This window comes from Achromobacter spanius, assembly GCF_029637605.1.
Lineage (GTDB): Bacteria > Pseudomonadota > Gammaproteobacteria > Burkholderiales > Burkholderiaceae_B > Achromobacter > Achromobacter spanius_E.
Window position 1 is genome coordinate 6,058,485 of record NZ_CP121261.1, and the last position, 16,063, is coordinate 6,074,547.

At 63.5% G+C, this 16,063-nt stretch carries 12 protein-coding genes; 11 read left to right on the top strand and 1 reads right to left on the bottom strand.

What is annotated here, in order from left to right:
- Positions 1–177 precede the first annotated feature (177 nt).
- Both uraH and P8T11_RS27130 read left to right on the top strand, forming a co-directional pair.
- Positions 178–540, top strand: coding sequence for a hydroxyisourate hydrolase (gene uraH, locus P8T11_RS27125; protein ID WP_268079195.1), 363 nt, complete (start codon positions 178–180; stop codon positions 538–540).
- A 217-nt stretch (positions 541–757) separates the two neighbouring features.
- Entirely contained in the window at positions 758–1,963 is a 1,206-nt protein-coding gene (locus tag P8T11_RS27130) for a urate hydroxylase PuuD (protein ID WP_268079194.1), read from the top strand.
- A 76-nt stretch (positions 1,964–2,039) separates the two neighbouring features.
- Here the strand turns inward: P8T11_RS27130 and P8T11_RS27135 are convergent, their stop codons facing one another.
- Positions 2,040–3,056 carry a 1-aminocyclopropane-1-carboxylate deaminase gene (locus tag P8T11_RS27135; RefSeq protein ID WP_050449820.1) on the bottom strand — a complete coding sequence of 339 codons (1,017 nt, stop codon included), beginning with the start codon at positions 3,054–3,056 and terminating at the stop codon, positions 2,040–2,042.
- A 194-nt stretch (positions 3,057–3,250) separates the two neighbouring features.
- Here P8T11_RS27135 and P8T11_RS27140 point away from each other — a divergent pair, with 194 nt between their 5' ends.
- From P8T11_RS27140 to P8T11_RS27180, 9 genes are all read left to right on the top strand, one after another.
- On the top strand, positions 3,251–3,721 hold the full coding sequence (locus P8T11_RS27140; RefSeq protein WP_268079192.1) for an Lrp/AsnC family transcriptional regulator: 471 nt from the start codon (positions 3,251–3,253) through the stop codon (positions 3,719–3,721).
- Between the two features lie 330 nt (positions 3,722–4,051).
- The gene (locus P8T11_RS27145) at positions 4,052–6,919 is read left to right on the top strand and encodes a 2-oxoglutarate dehydrogenase E1 component (protein ID WP_268079191.1); all 2,868 of its coding nucleotides are present in this window, start codon (positions 4,052–4,054) and stop codon (positions 6,917–6,919) included.
- A gap of 103 nt (positions 6,920–7,022) precedes the next feature.
- Complete coding sequence (gene odhB, locus P8T11_RS27150) at positions 7,023–8,255, top strand: 2-oxoglutarate dehydrogenase complex dihydrolipoyllysine-residue succinyltransferase (protein ID WP_259251815.1); 1,233 nt, start codon at positions 7,023–7,025, stop codon at positions 8,253–8,255.
- Between the two features lie 129 nt (positions 8,256–8,384).
- A complete protein-coding gene (lpdA, locus tag P8T11_RS27155) occupies positions 8,385–9,812 on the top strand; it encodes a dihydrolipoyl dehydrogenase (protein ID WP_050450282.1) in 1,428 nt (475 codons plus the stop codon).
- A 79-nt stretch (positions 9,813–9,891) separates the two neighbouring features.
- Positions 9,892–10,983 carry a cell division protein ZapE gene (gene zapE / locus P8T11_RS27160; protein ID WP_268079190.1) on the top strand — a complete coding sequence of 364 codons (1,092 nt, stop codon included), beginning with the start codon at positions 9,892–9,894 and terminating at the stop codon, positions 10,981–10,983.
- Between the two features lie 168 nt (positions 10,984–11,151).
- Complete coding sequence (locus tag P8T11_RS27165; RefSeq protein WP_268082495.1) at positions 11,152–11,664, top strand: sigma-70 family RNA polymerase sigma factor; 513 nt, start codon at positions 11,152–11,154, stop codon at positions 11,662–11,664.
- On the top strand, positions 11,657–12,616 hold the full coding sequence (locus P8T11_RS27170) for a FecR domain-containing protein (RefSeq protein ID WP_268079189.1): 960 nt from the start codon (positions 11,657–11,659) through the stop codon (positions 12,614–12,616). The genes P8T11_RS27165 and P8T11_RS27170 overlap by 8 nt, the downstream gene beginning before the upstream one ends.
- 112 nt (positions 12,617–12,728) lie before the next feature.
- Positions 12,729–15,221: a TonB-dependent siderophore receptor gene (locus P8T11_RS27175; RefSeq protein ID WP_418910349.1), complete on the top strand. Its 2,493-nt coding sequence runs from the start codon at positions 12,729–12,731 to the stop codon at positions 15,219–15,221.
- A gap of 192 nt (positions 15,222–15,413) precedes the next feature.
- Positions 15,414–16,046, top strand: coding sequence for a DUF4198 domain-containing protein (locus P8T11_RS27180; RefSeq protein ID WP_277549601.1), 633 nt, complete (start codon positions 15,414–15,416; stop codon positions 16,044–16,046).
- Positions 16,047–16,063: the final 17 nt, after the last annotated feature.

The following is a 16,063-nucleotide window of genomic DNA, read 5'->3' on the forward strand; positions in this document are numbered from 1 at the left end:
GTGGGGCACAGAGCCGTGGGGCACAAAGCCGATGAGCGCGGCAGGGCGCGGGTGGGCGAACGGTTTCATGATGGGCTAAACAATAGCTGGAAAGCAAATAGCTGTATACAATTTATGTACATCATTAAGGATAACCATAAGATCACCGGGCGCAACGCCCGACCCACAGGAGACACCATGGGATTGACCACGCACGTACTCGACACCATGCACGGGTGCCCGGCCGAGGGCATGGCGGTTGCGCTGTATTCCACCCAGCCTTCCACCGAAGGCGCGGTGGCCACGCTGCTCAGCCTGTTCACCTTGAACCACGACGGCCGCAGCGCCAAGCCCCTGTTCAACGATGCCGAGCTGACGGCGGGCACCTACCGGCTGGTGTTCGATGTGGCCGGCTACTTCAAGGCCCGGGGCGTGGCCTTGCCCGAGCCCAATTTCCTGAATCTGGTCAGCCTGGATTTTGGCGTGGCGCATGCTGATCAGCACTATCACGTTCCGCTGCTGGTCAGCCCCTGGAGCTATTCCACCTATCGTGGGTCGTGATCGCCCGATGCCTGGCATCAGGGTATTCCTGATGCCAGGATGGCCCGCCTTCCATAGCGTTGTAAACAAAACCTGCATACAATTTCGCGGATCTTGATCGCAGCGGTGCGGGGCTTATCAACCAGGCCTTGTGCGCGATCTATCTTCTGCTTACAGCGCCCGCGGTGGTAGGCAGTGCGGCGGAGCCTATCAAGGCCCGCCCACTGCGGGGGCGTGTATGGAAAGCTACTACCTGGATTGGGTCAACCTGTTGCTGCGTTGGGCCCACATCATTACCGGCATCGCGTGGATCGGCACTTCGTTCTACTTTGTGATGCTGGACAACAGCCTGGAAAAGCCGCAAGACGCCGAGTCGCTCGACAAGGGCGTGGGCGGCGAGCAATGGGCGGTTCATGGCGGCGGGTTCTACAACATGCAGAAGTACGCGGTGCAGCCCAAGAAGCTGCCCGAACATCTGCACTGGTCATTCTGGGAAAGCTACAGCACCTGGCTGACCGGCTTTGCGCTGTTCACCGTGTCGTACCTGTGGAACGCCAGTACCTACCTGATTGACCGCTCAAAAATGGACTGGCAGCCCGGCACGGCCGTGGCGGTGGCGCTGGCGTTCTTCGTCGTGTTCTGGATTGTCTACGACGGCATCTGTCGCGTGTTCGGCCGGGGCAAGCATGGCGACACCATCGTAGGCGTGCTGGTTGCAGTGTTTATCGCCCTGGCGTCCTGGCTGGCCTGCCATTGGTTCGCGGGCCGCGCCGCGTTCCTGCTGGTTGGCGCGATGATGGCCACCACCATGAGCGGCAACGTGTTCTTCTGGATCATCCCCGGCCAGCGCAAGAACGTGGCGGCGATGCGGGCGGGCAAGCCGGTCGACCCGGTCCATGGCCAGCGCGGCAAACAGCGCAGCGTGCACAACACCTACTTCACGCTGCCGGTGGTGTTCACCATGATGAGCAACCACTACAGCTTCACCTATACCCATCACTACAACTGGATCGTGCTGCTGCTGATCATGCTGGGCGGCGCGGCGATACGCCAGTTCTTCGTGGTGCGCCATCGTTTCAAGCTGGGCAACGCACGCAATCCGCTGCCGTATGTGCTGCTGGGCGTGGCGGTGCTGGGCTTGACCATTGTGTGGATGCGGCCCGCGCCCGTGGCGGCGTCGGCGGCGGTGGTCGCGCCCGCCGAGGTGGCGTTTGCAAAAGTGCGCCAGGTGTTCGACCAGCGCTGCCTGCTTTGCCACGGGGAGCAAGTGCAGATGAAGAACGTGCGCCTGGATTCCGCTGAGCAGATAGCGGTGCACGCCCAGGCCGTGTACCAGCAAGTGGTGGTGTCGAAAATCATGCCGATGGCCAATTCCACCGGCATGACCGACGATGAACGCGCGTTGATCGGTGCGTGGTTTCAAGCCGGCGCAAAGACCCAATAGCCAGCGCGTGGCCGGTCAGCGCAAGTCGCCGGCCGGCCAGCCCATAACCCCGAAGCCGGCGGGCGGGCCGTCGGCGTCAGCCGTTGCGGTACAGAAAGCTGTAGGCGTTGATCGCCGGCACCCCTCCCAAGTGCGCATACAGAACCTTCGACCCAGCCGGAATCTCGCCTCGGCGAACCAGATCCATCATGCCCTGCATGGACTTCCCCTCGTACACGGGGTCGGTCATCATCCCTTCAAGCCGCGCGCAGGTGCGGATGGCGTCGTTGGTTTCGGCTGACGGCAGGCCATACGCGGGATAGGCGTAGCGCGTATCCAGCACCACGTCGCTGTCGGCAATGCCTGCTTCCAGCCCCACCATATCCGCGGTGCGGCGCGCGATGCGCAGGATCTGCGCGCGGGTTTGTTCGGGCGTGGCCGAGGCGTCGATGCCGATGACGCGGTTGGCCCGGCCGTCCGCCGCAAAGCCCACCACCATGCCTGCCTGCGTGCTGCCAGTGACGGCGCAGACCACGATGTAGTCAAACTTGAAGCCCAGGTCGGCTTCCTGGCGCCGCACCTCTTCGGCAAAGCCCACATAGCCCAAGCCGCCAAGTTCGTGATCGGACGCGCCGGCGGGAATGGCGTAGGGCTTGCCGCCGCGTTTGCGCACGTCTTCCAGCGCCTCTTCCCAACTGCGGCGAAAGCCGATGTCAAAGCCCTGGTCCACCAGCCGCACGTCGGCGCCCATCAGGCGGCTCATCATGATGTTGCCGACGCGGTCGTAGACGGCGTCGGAATAGTCCACCCAATTTTCCTGCACCAGCACGCAAGCCAGGCCCAGCTTGGCGGCCACCGCGGCCACCATGCGGGTGTGGTTGGATTGAATGCCGCCGATGGTGACCAGCGTGTCGCAACCTTGCTCGAGCGCCTGCGGGATCAGGTATTCCAGCTTGCGCAGCTTGTTGCCGCCAAACGCCAGGCCGCTATTGCAATCTTCGCGCTTGGCGTAGATGTCGACCTTGCCGCCCAGGTGCGCGGACAGGCGTTCAAGTTTTTCGATGGGGGTGTCGCCAAAGGTCAGGCGATGTCGGGGAAAACGTTGCAGATCCATGCGGGCTCCTGATGAAGGCATTCCGGCCGGCGAGTGAGGCTCGGATGGGAAAAATCATAGGAATCGCGGGTGGAAGTGGTCAATTGCGTATTGAGGGCAAGATGGAATATAAAAATCGATGAGTAATCAGATTTTCGATTTAATATTTTTTCAAATCCGACATTAACCAGATAATATTTTTGGGGACGCATTAAATGCCCGCGCTTTCCGGACTGGACCGTATCGACCGACACATTCTTCGCGTCTTGCAGGACGACGCGCAGATCACCAACCTGGATCTCAGCGCGCGCGTCCACCTGAGTCCCGCGGCGTGCTTGCGGCGCGTGGAAAAGCTGAAGGCTGAAGGCATCATCAAAAAGACGGTCGCGCTGCTTGAACCCGCCGAGGTCGACATGGCCACGCTGGTCATCGTGGGGGTGGTGCTGGACCGCTCCACGCCGGATTCCTTCACCGACTTCGAGGAAGCGGCGCGCGGCATCAGCGGCTGCCTGGAATGCCATCTGGTGGCGGGCGAGTTCGACTACTTTCTGATGCTGCGCATACGTGACCTGGACCGCTTCAACAAGCTGCATGCGGGCGAGATCATCAAGCTGCCGGGCGTACGCCAGATTCGCACTTTTTTTGTGTTGAAAGAGATCTTGTCGACGACGGCCTTGCCGGTGTGACGCGGCTAATGCGCAACACTCGCGCATCACGGTGTTCAATAATGACGCACTGCGGCATTTTGGAATGCCAGAAATTGGTGGCGCGTAGACGTCGCAATGTCAGGGGTTGAGCGGACATTCCATTGCAGCATGCAGGCATTCCGAAAGGGCTTTTTGCGCCACAAAAATGTCTCAAGACGCCCGTAAACTCAAAGGGTTATACTGCTCGGCATACGGCTTTCAAGGCTTGTACGCGCCTTCTGCCCCTGCGATCCGCTAAACGGGAAGCCCGTGTCGCGGAAGGTTTTTCCTGCATCGTGTCGAGTGAAGCACTCGCAAAGGTGAAGCGATATGTCTTCGGAAATAGAATCTCTATCCACGTCTTATCTCTTTGGCGGTAACGCGCCATATGTTGAGGAGCTTTACGAAGCCTACCTCGACAATCCCGGTTCGGTTCCTGATAACTGGCGCGAATATTTCGACCAGTTGCAGCACGCTCCCGCTACCGACGGCCAAGAGTCCACTCGTGACCAGGCCCACGCTCCCATCGTCGAATCGTTCGCCCAGCGCGCCAAGGCCAATGCCTTCGTGCAACGCTCCGCCGAACCCGACCTGAGCGTCGCCAGCAAGCAGGTGTCGGTGCAATCGCTGATTGCCGCCTACCGTTCGCTGGGCTCGCGCTGGGCCGACCTGGATCCGCTCAAGCGCCAAGAGCGCCCGCCGATCCCGGAACTGGATCCGGCCTTCTACGGCCTGACCGAAGCCGACCTGGATCAAACCTACTCGGCCACCAACACCTACTTCACGACCGCCAGCACCATGACGCTGCGCGACATCCTGAAGGCGCTGCGCGACACGTATTGCCGCAGCGTTGGTGCTGAATTCACGCACATCTCCGACCCCGCCGCCAAGCGCTGGATCCAGGAACGCCTGGAAACCACGCTGGGCGCGCCGGCCTACTCGGCCGAAGAAAAGCGCCACATCCTGCAGCAGTTGACCGAGTCCGAAGGGCTCGAGCGCTTCCTGCACACCAAGTACGTCGGCCAGAAGCGCTTCTCGCTGGAAGGCGGCGAAAGCTTCATCGCGTCGATGGACGAAGTGGTGAACCACGCCGGTGAAAACGGCGTCCAGGAAATCGTGGTCGGCATGGCCCACCGTGGCCGTCTGAACCTGCTTGTGAACATCATGGGCAAGATGCCCGGCGACCTGTTCGCCGAGTTCGAAGGCAAGCACGCCGAAGGCCTGACCGACGGCGACGTGAAGTACCACAACGGCTTCTCGTCCGACCTGTCCACCCGTGGCGGTCCGGTCCACCTGTCGCTGGCGTTCAACCCGTCCCACCTTGAAATCGTCAACCCCGTGGTCGAAGGCAGCGTGCGCGCTCGCCAGGAACGCCGCGGCGACGCCGAAGGCAAGACCGTGCTGCCGGTGCTGGTGCACGGCGACGCGGCTTTCGCCGGCCAGGGCGTGGTGATGGAAACGCTGAACCTGGCGCAAACCCGCGGCTACGGCACGGGCGGCACGCTGCACATCGTCATCAACAACCAGATCGGCTTCACCACGTCCGACCCGCGTGACTCGCGTTCGACGCTGTATTGCACCGACGTGGTCAAGATGATTGAAGCCCCGGTGTTCCACGTCAACGGCGACGACCCCGAAGCCGTGGTGTTTGTCACCAAGCTGGCTCTGGACTACCGCCTGCAATTCCGTCATGACATCGTCGTGGACATCGTTTGCTTCCGCAAGCTGGGCCACAACGAACAAGACACCCCGTCGCTGACGCAGCCCCTGATGTACAAGCGCATCGGCCATCACCCCGGCACGCGCAAGCTGTACGCCGACAAGCTGACCACGCAAGGCGTGCTGGCTGAAGGCGAAGCCGATCAACTGGTCAAGGACTACCGTCAGTTGATGGAAGACGGCCAGCGCACGATCGAACCCGTGCTGACCGACTACAAGAGCAAGTACGCAATTGACTGGTCGCCGTTCCTGGGCGCCAAGTGGACCGACCAGGCCGACACCGCCGTGCCGCTGGCTGAACTCAAGCGCATCGGCGAGCGCATCACGACGGTTCCGGAAGGCTTCACGGTGCACCCGCTGGTCGCCAAGCTGTTGAACGACCGCCGCACGATGGCCAAGGGCGAACTGAACCTGGACTGGGGCATGGGCGAACACCTTGCCTTCGCCACCCTGGTGTCCTCGGGCTACGCCATCCGCATCACCGGCCAGGATTCGGGCCGTGGCACGTTCACGCACCGCCACGCCGTGCTGCACGACCAGAACCGCGAACGCTGGAATGACGGCACCTATATTCCGCTGCAAAACGTGTCGGACGGCCAGGCGCCGTTCACCGTCATCGACTCCGTGCTGTCCGAAGAGGCGGTGCTGGGCTTTGAATACGGCTACTCCAGCGCTGAACCGAACACGCTGACCATCTGGGAAGGCCAGTTTGGCGACTTCGTCAACGGCGCCCAGGTCGTGATCGACCAGTTCATCAGCTCCGGCGAAGCCAAGTGGGGCCGCCAGTCGGGCCTGACCCTGATGCTGCCGCACGGCTACGAAGGCCAAGGCCCCGAGCACTCGTCGGGCCGCATCGAGCGCTTCCTGCAACTGTGCGCCGACAACAACATGCAAGTGGTCCAGCCGACCTCTGCCTCGCAGATCTTCCACGTTCTGCGTCGCCAGATGATCCGCCCGTTCCGCAAGCCGCTGGTGTTGTTCACGCCGAAGTCGCTGCTGCGTAACAAGGACGCGGGTTCGCCCCTGACCGACCTGGCCGGCGGCAGCTTCCAGCCGGTGATCGGGGAAGTCGACGAGGCCATCGACGCCAGCAAGGTCAAGCGCGTTCTGGCTTGCTCGGGCAAGGTGTACTACGACCTGGTCAACGCCCGCCGCGAGCGTGGCGCCGACCACGTCGCCATCGTCCGCGTCGAGCAGTTGTACCCGTTTGCGCACAAGTCGTTCGAGACCGAACTGCGCAAGTACTCGAAGGCCACCGAAGTGATCTGGGTTCAGGATGAACCGCAGAACCAAGGCGCCTGGTTCTACGTTCAGCATCACGTGTACGAGAACATGGTGGAAGGCCAGAAGCTGGGCTACGCCGGCCGCGCCGCGTCGGCATCGCCGGCCGTGGGCTACCTGGCCAAGCACCAGGAGCAGCAGAAGGCCCTGATCGAAACGGCTTTCGCTCCCAAGTTCAAGGTCATGTTGACGAAGTAACCCTGACTTGATGCACGCGCCGCGCGCGGCAAGCGTTTTGGAACCCGGTTTCGAACCTTGCCGCGCAGCGTGACCAGAACACAAACTTTACGGAACAAACAAAATGGCTATTACCGACGTCGTTGTCCCCCAACTTTCCGAATCCGTCTCCGAAGCGACCCTGCTGACCTGGAAGAAGCAGCCGGGTGCTGCCGTTGAAGCGGACGAAATCCTGATCGAAGTCGAAACCGACAAGGTTGTGCTGGAAGTGCCGGCCCCCGCTTCGGGCGTGCTGGCTGAAATCGTCAAGGGCGATGGCAGCACCGTGACCTCGGGCGAAGTGCTGGCCCGTATCGACACCGCCGCCAAGGCGGCCGCCGCCGCGACCGCGCCGGCCGAAGCCCCCAAGGCTGCTGAACAAGCCCCCGCTGCTCCCGCCGCTGCTCCGGCCTCGTCGGCCGCCGCTGGCGTGGCATCGCCCGCCGCCGCCAAGATCCTGGCCGAGAAGGGCGTTGACGCCGCTTCCGTGTCGGGCACCGGCCGCGACGGCCGCGTGACCAAGGGCGACGCCCTGGCCGCCGGCGCCGCACCCGCCGCCAAGGCTGCTCCGGCCAAGGCCCCGGCCGCGCCGGCCCCGACCACGCTGTCGCTGGACGGCCGTCCGGAACAGCGCGTGCCGATGAGCCGCCTGCGCGCCCGCATCGCCGAGCGCCTTCTGCAGTCGCAACAAGAAAACGCAATCCTGACCACGTTCAACGAAGTGAACATGCAAGCGGTCATCGATCTGCGCAGCAAGTACAAGGACAAGTTCGAAAAGGAACACGGCATCAAGCTGGGTTTCATGTCGTTCTTCGTCAAGGCCGCCGTGGCCGCGCTGAAGAAGTACCCGCTGATCAACGCGTCGATCGACGGCAAGGACATCATCTATCACGGCTACTTCGACATCGGTATCGCTGTCGGCAGCCCGCGTGGCCTGGTGGTGCCGATCCTGCGCAACGCTGACCAACTGTCCATCGCTGAAATCGAAAAGACCATTGCCGACTTCGGCCGCCGCGCCGCTGACGGCAAGCTGGGCATTGAAGAAATGACCGGTGGCACGTTCTCGATCTCCAACGGTGGCGTGTTCGGTTCGATGCTGTCGACCCCGATCATCAACCCGCCGCAATCGGCCATCCTGGGCGTGCACGCCACCAAGGATCGCGCGGTTGTGGAAAATGGCCAGATCGTCATCCGTCCGATGAACTACCTGGCCCTGTCCTATGACCACCGCATCATTGACGGCCGCGAAGCCGTGCTGGGCCTGGTCGCCATGAAGGACGCCCTGGAAGATCCGCAGCGCCTGTTGCTGGACCTGTAATCTCGACGCCCCGCGCGGCGCCGCCCCGGGCCTTCCGGCCCGCGGCGCCCCGGCAGGCCCGCTGCCTGCCTCCGGCTCGCAAACGTCGGGCGGGGCGTGTTCCACCCCACACTCATCCGCGAGAACACTATGTCCAAACAATTTGACGTCGTCGTGATCGGCGCAGGCCCTGGCGGCTACATCGCCGCCATTCGCGCAGCCCAACTGGGCATGTCGGTCGCTTGCATCGACGCCTGGCAAAACGGCCAAGGCGGCCCGGCTCCCGGCGGCACCTGCACCAACGTCGGCTGCATTCCGTCCAAGGCGCTGCTGCAATCGTCCGAGCACTTTGAGCAAGCCAACCACCACTTCGCCGAGCACGGCATCGAAGTCAAGGGCGTCAGCCTGAAGCTCGACACGCTGATCGGCCGCAAGAACACGGTGGTCAAGCAGAACAACGACGGCATCCTGTACCTGTTCAAGAAGAACAAGGTCACCTTCTTCCACGGCAAGGGCGCGTTCAGCGGCCAAGTGGAAGGTGGCTGGGCCATCAAGGTCACCGGCACTGCCGAAGAAGACCTGGTTGCCAAGCACGTGGTGGTGGCGACGGGTTCGTCGGCGCGTGAACTGCCCGGCCTGCCGTTCGACGAAAAGGTCGTGCTGTCCAACGACGGCGCACTGAACATCGGTGGCGTGCCGAAGACGCTGGGCGTGATCGGCGCTGGCGTGATCGGCCTGGAAATGGGCAGCGTGTGGCGCCGCCTGGGTTCGGAAGTGACCATCCTGGAAGCGATGCCGGAATTCCTGGCCGCCGCTGACGGCCAGGTCGCCAAGGAAGCGCTGAAGGCGTTCACCAAGCAAGGCCTGAACATCCAGATGGGTGTGAAGATCGGCGAGATCAAGGCCACCGCCAAGTCGGTGACCGTGCCCTACGTCGACGCCAAGGGCGCCGAGCAGAAGCTGGTGGTCGACAAGCTGATCGTCTCGATCGGCCGCGTGCCCTACACCGGCGGCCTGAACGCCGACGCCGTGGGCCTGAAGCTGGACGAACGCGGCTTCGTGGCCGTGGACGGCGACTGCAAGACCAACCTGCAAAACGTCTGGGCAGTGGGTGACGTGGTGCGCGGCCCGATGCTGGCGCACAAGGCCGAGGAAGAAGGCGTGGCGGTTGCCGAGCGCATCGCCGGCCAGCATGGCCACGTCAACTTCGACACCGTGCCGTGGGTTATCTACACGTCGCCGGAAATCGCCTGGGTCGGCAAGACCGAGCAACAGCTCAAGGCCGAAGGCCGCGAGTACAAGGCCGGCAGCTTCCCGTTCCTGGCCAACGGCCGCGCCCGCGCGCTGGGTGACACCACGGGCTTTGCCAAGGTGATTGCCGATGCCAAGACCGACGAAGTCCTGGGCGTGCACATCGTGGGCCCGATGGCCTCGGAGCTGATCTCGGAAGCCGTGACCATCATGGAATTCCGCGGCGCCGCCGAAGACATCGCCCGCATCTGCCACGCGCACCCGACCTTGTCGGAAGCCGTGAAGGAAGCCGCTCTGGCCGTGGACAAGCGCGCGCTGAACTTCTAAGCGTTCTTGACCTGAGCTAGACAGGGGGCGGGTTCAAGGACCCGCCCTTTTTTCATTTTGGTTGGTTGAGTTAAGCCCCATGAACGTCCGCGAATACTACGAACACGCCTTGGCCGAACGCGGCTACAAGCCCGATGCCGCGCAAAAGCAGGCCATCGACCGCTTGCAGCGCTATTACGACGAATGGGTCAAGTTCAAGTCGATGCGCTCGAACGCGCTGAAAAAGCTGCTGAACCGCCCCGATGTGCCGCGCGGCGTGTATCTGTGGGGCGGGGTGGGGCGCGGCAAGAGCTTCCTGATGGATGCCTTCTATGCCACCGTGCCGGTCGTGCGCAAGGCGCGGCTGCACTTTCATGAATTCATGCGGGGCGTGCATCGCGAGCTGGAAGAAGTGAAGGGCATGCAGGATCCGCTGGATGAAGTGGCCAAGCGGGTCGCCAAGCGCTATCGCCTAATCTGCTTTGATGAATTCCATGTGTCGGACGTGGCGGACGCCATGATCCTGCACCGGCTGCTGTTGAAGCTGTTCGAGTACGGCACGTCGTTCGTCATGACGTCGAACTACGAGCCGTCCACGCTATACACCGACGGCCTGCACCGCGACCGTGTGCTGCCGGCCATTGCGTTGATCCAGTCGCGCATGGACGTGCTGAACGTGGACGCTGGGGTGGACTACCGCCGCCGTTCGCTCGAGCAGGTGCAGTGCTATCACACGCCGCTGGACGAGCGCGCGCAAGCCGCGCTGCAAAAGGCCTTCGATAGCCTGGCCGATACGCCGCCGCAAGAGCCCTTGCTGCACATCGAACACCGCGAGATTCGCGCGGTGGCGCTGGCGGGCGCGGTGGTGTGGTTCGACTTCGCTACGCTGTGCGGCGGCCCGCGTTCGCAGAATGACTACCTGGAACTGGCCAGCCGCTTCCATGCCGTGATCTTGTCCGGCGTGCCGAAGATGGGGCCGCGCCAGGCGTCCGAGGCGCGTCGCTTCACATGGTTGATCGACGTGTTCTACGACCACCGCGTCAAGCTCATCATGTCGGCAGAGTGCGAACCCGAAGAGATCTACACGGAAGGCGCGCTGGCCAATGAATTCCACCGCACCGTGTCGCGCATTCTGGAAATGCAGTCGCGCGAATACCTGGAATCGGAACGCCGGCTGGCGGCGACGTTGTAGCAATGCCGCAAGCGGCCCGCGTGGCGCGGGCCGCCTGAAGATAGCATTGGTAATGCAAGTCATTATCACTTAACATTTTGAGACTTCAGGTCCTGCACCGCAGTCTCAATCGTGCCTCCCCCCTTTCTTTCCTCATCGGCCCCGTGTGCCGACGCCGCCGTCGCCGCCATTGATGGCCTCGTCGATGGTCGCGTCGATAGTCGCGTCGATAGTCTCTACCGCGAGCATCGCCCCTGGCTGTTCGGCTGGCTGCGCCGCAAGCTGGGCTGCGACCACCGCGCGGAAGACCTGGCGCAGGATGTGTTCGTCAGGGTGATCCAGGGGCGCAAGGCCGTGCGCGCCCATGACGCGCGCGCCTTGCTGACCACGATTGCAAAGGGGCTGGTGGTGGACCACCAGCGCCATGCCGCGCTGGAATACGCCTACCTGGGCTATCTTTCCACGCTGCCGCAGGCCTATGCGCCGTCGCCCGAGACGCAGGCCGAACAACTACAGGCGTTGGTGCGCCTGGATCACTTGCTGGACGGCCTGCCTCCCAAGGCCCGCGCCGCGTTCTTGATGTCGCAGTTGGATGGGCTGACCTATCCCGACATCGCAGAACGCCTGGGCGTCTCCCTGAGTTCGGTACAACAGTACATGGTGCGCGCGATGACCGCGTGCTATGCGGCGTTCTATGAATAACGCCGCGCGCGACATGCCGCCAGACCCGGTCGTGCGCCAGGCCATCGCCTGGTGGGCCAAGCTGCAAAGCGGCGTGGCCGATGCGCACGACCGGGAAGCCTGTCGGATCTGGCTGGAGGCGGATGCCACGCATCGGCAGGCGTGGGACCGTCTGGAAGCGATCGGTCGTGATGCGCGACGGGTGCCTTCGCCGCTGGCCCATGCGGCGCTGAATGCTCCGACGTCTTCGGGGCGCCGCGCGGTATTGCGGTCGCTGCTCGCGGTTACCGCAATGTCCGCGATCGGGTGGACGGGCTATCGGCACACGCCCTGGCAGCGCCTGGCGGCCGACTTGAGCACGCGCGTTGGCGAACGCCGCAGCGTGGCGTTGGCCGACGGCTTGCGCATCACCTTGAACAGCGATAGCGCGGTGCGCGTGCGTGTGTCGGGCAGCGAGCGCGGCATCGACCTGTTGCGTGGCGAGATGCTGGTCGACACCGAGTCGCGCGCTGGCGTTGATGCGTTGCGCGTGGACTCGGGCCATGGCGAATTGCGAGCCGAGCGCGCCCGCTTCGACCTGCGACGCACGGATACGGATTCGCGCTTGGGCGTGTATGAGGGCAGCGTCGCTTTGCTGCGGGATGGGGCTTGGACCCAAGCCGCCGCGGGCGAACGGTTGGCGTTCTCAGACGCGCATGACGTTGTACGCAAGGCCTCGGACCCGGATCGGCTGGCCTGGGTGGACGGCCTGGTGGTCGCCAAGGAATGGCGTCTGGATGACTTCGCGCGCCATCTGGCGCGCCAGCGCGTTGGGGTGATCCGGGTGGACCCGGCGGTGGCGGGTCTGAGGCTGTCAGGCGTCTTTCCCCTGGACGATGCCGAGCGCGCGCTCAGGGCGCTTGAACCCGCGCTACCCATTACCGTCAGCCGGCACACCCAGTATTGGCTGCAGGTCGGACCGCGCCAGATCTGACCGTTACAAACTTTTTTGCCCGACGCATTGCAGGTTTTCGTTTCCCGTACGGAAAGGCAGAGATAGATCACCGTACAGGGAGAGTTTCGTGTCTGCTTCATCTCAACCGCGCATGCGCGCCACATTGACGGCTGGCCGCAAGGCCGTGCTGACCGCCACCTGCGCGGGCGCCTTTGCCGTCGGCATGCCGGCCGTGTGGGCGCAATCCGCGCCCGCCGCCGCCCCCGTCTCCGCCAACGCGCAGCGCGGCTACCAGATTCCCGCCGGCGCCTTGGCTGACGCGCTGACGCAGTTCGCGCGCACGGCCGGCGTGGTGCTGTCGTTCGACCCGGCATTGGTGCGCGGCCGTCATTCCGATGGGCTGAACGGCACCTATTCGGTGGGTGCGGGCTTTGCGCGGATTCTGTCTGGCAGCGGGCTGCAGGCGCGTGCGCAATCGGGCAATACCTGGACGTTGGCGCCCGCGCCGGCGTCGGGCGATGCGCACGTGCTGGCGCCGGTGACGGTGTCGGGCATGTCGGAAAGCGCGTTGGCGCCCACTGTGGGCTATGTGGCCAGCGCCAGCGTCAGCGCCACCAAGACAGACACGCCCCTGATCGAAACGCCGCAATCGGTGTCGGTGATCACGCGCGAGCAGATCAAGGAGCAGGGCGCGCAAACGCTTAACCAGGTCTTGCGTTATACGGCGGGCGTGGCCACCGAATCGCGCGGTGCCACCGCCACGCGCCTGGACCAATTCAGCGTGCGCGGCTTTTCGGCTTCGTCTTACCTGGACGGCTTGCGCGTGTTCGGCGGCCGTGACGCCTTGCCGCAAGTGGACGCCTACCGCCTGGAGCGCGTGGACGTGTTGAAGGGACCCGCCTCGGTCATGTATGGCCAGGGCGGCCCGGGCGGCGTGGTGAACCAGGTCAGCAAGCGTCCGTTGGAAGAGACGCTGCGCGAGGTCGAGGTGCAGGTTGGCAATTACGATTACCGCCGAGCCAACTTTGACTTTGGCGGCCCCATGGATGAAGAAGGCAAGTACCTGTACCGCCTGGTCGGCGCGGGCTATATGTCGGACGGCCAGGTCAAGGACACCAAGGAACGGCGCTACTTCGTGTCGCCGGCCTTTACGTGGAAGCCCAATGGCGACACCTCGCTGACCGTGCTGACCAACTTCCAGCGCGACCCGGACATGGGCTCTTACGGCACGGTGCCCGCCATGCGCACGCTGCTGTCGGCGCCGGACGGTATCCGCCTGCCGGCCAACTATTACGATGGCGACGCCAACTTCGAAAAGAGCGATCGCAAGAGCTATTCGCTGGGCTATGTGCTGGACCACCGCTTCAACGACACGTTCAAGGCCACGCAAAGCCTGCGCTGGACACGGTCCGAGGCCCAGTACCGCAGCGTCTACGGCGCCATGACGAACAACTACGGATACACGGACAAGACCTATCTGTACCATCAACGCGCATCCATCGCCACGGACGTGGACGTGGGCGCGCTGACCATCGACAACAATCTGCAGGCGCGCTTTAACACCGGCCGCTTCGGCCACACGGCGTTGCTGGGCTTTGATTATCAGCACGTGAAGACCGACACGTTGGCGGGCTACGGCAGCGCGCCGCCGCTGTCCGTGCTGAACCCGGACAATCACCAGCACATCGCCAGCCCCGCCTTCTCGTCCGACGCCACCTCAACGCAGTACCAGGCTGGCCTGTACTTCCAGGACCAGATCAAGATCGATCGTTTGTCGGTGCTGCTGGGTGGACGCTACGACTGGGCACGCACCGTGGGCGAGACCACGACGATCGCCACTGGCCGCGTCGCGCCGTCTTCCTTGAATGCCGAGAAGTTCACGGGCCGTCTGGGCGTGATCTACAACTTCGACAACGGCGTCGCGCCTTACTTCAGCTATTCGGAATCGTTCGAGCCGCAGTCGGGCACGGGCTGGCAGAACACGCCGTTCAAGCCCATCGAGGGCAATCAGTACGAGGTCGGCATCAAGTACCAGCCGCCTGGCAGCGCCACGCTGCTGACATTCGCGGCGTTCGACATCCGTCGCGAAAACATGACGACGACCGATCCGGATCCCACGCATATCTGCGGCACGGCGGGCGGGCGTTGCTCGATCCAGGCGGGTGAACTGCGCACGCAGGGCATCGAACTGGAAGCCAAGAGCGAACCGATGCGTGGCTTGACGGTGGTGGCGGCGTATTCCTTGATGAACAACGAGTACTCCAAGGCCAACCCCAACCTGGCCGGCTTGAACCTGCAGGGTAAATCGCCACCCGGCGTGCCGTCGCAGCAGGCTTCCGCATGGGCGCGCTATCAGTTGCAGGATGGACCGTTGGCGGGCATGGGCGTGGGCGGCGGCGTGCGCTACATCGGCTCGTCGTTCGTCAACGACACCAACACCCTGAAGGTGCCGTCCGTGACCTTGGTCGACTTGATGCTGGACTATGACCTGGGCCGGGTGTCGCCGTCGTTGAAGGGCATGCAGGTGGCGCTGAACGTCCAGAACCTGTTCGACAAGGAATACATCGCGTCGTGCACAGGGGATTCCTGGTGCTGGTATGGCTACCAGCGTTCGGTCAAGGCCAGCCTGCGTTATCGCTGGTAAGGGGTCCGGTGCTGCGCGCCTCGGCCATGTCGGCGCGCCACCGGGCAACGTGGGCGAATCAACGACTTGTACTCCGTCCCAATTTTTTGATGAAGCCCGTACTGAGAATAGTTATAATTCACGCAATTCCGAATAGGCATCGGCCGCGGGGCTTGCCTGTTCTCGGAATATCGGACTAAAGGAAAACCCATAATGAAATTCGCAAGAACCTTGGCCGCCATTGCCCTGATGGGCAGCGCGGGCGCTGCGCAGGCGCACTTTGTTTGGCTGGAACGCGGGGCCGAGGGACCGGCCAAGGCGTATTTTGGCGAATGGGCCGACGACCTGCGCGAAAAGCAGGATGGCCTGCTGGGCAAAGTGTTGGTAGCGCCGGTCGTGACCGCCGCCGACGGCACGGTACTGAAGACTTCGGAAAAGGGCGCTGATTTCGTGGCGTTCGCGGCTAGCGGAAAAGGCGACGTCCGCCTGGCTCAACCGATCCAGTTCAAGGAAACCCTGGTGAAGTACGGCGCCAAGGCCGGCCGCACCGACACGCAAGCCAAGCTGGACCTGGAACTGGTGCCGACCGCCGCCGGCGCCAATTCTTTCGTCCTGCAATTCCAGGGCAAGCCCTTGGCCAAGACGGAAGTCACCGTCTTCGGCCCCCCGAAATGGGAAAAGCGTTTCTGGAGCGATGAGAACGGCCGCATCGAAATCACGACGCCGTGGCCGGGCCAGTACGTGCTGGAAGCCGCGCACGTCGAAGAGAAGGCGGGTGAGGCGGACGGCAAGTCCTACGCCAAGATCCGCTACGTTTCCACCACGACCTTCAATGTGAACAAGTGAAAGCTCCCGCAGCCGGC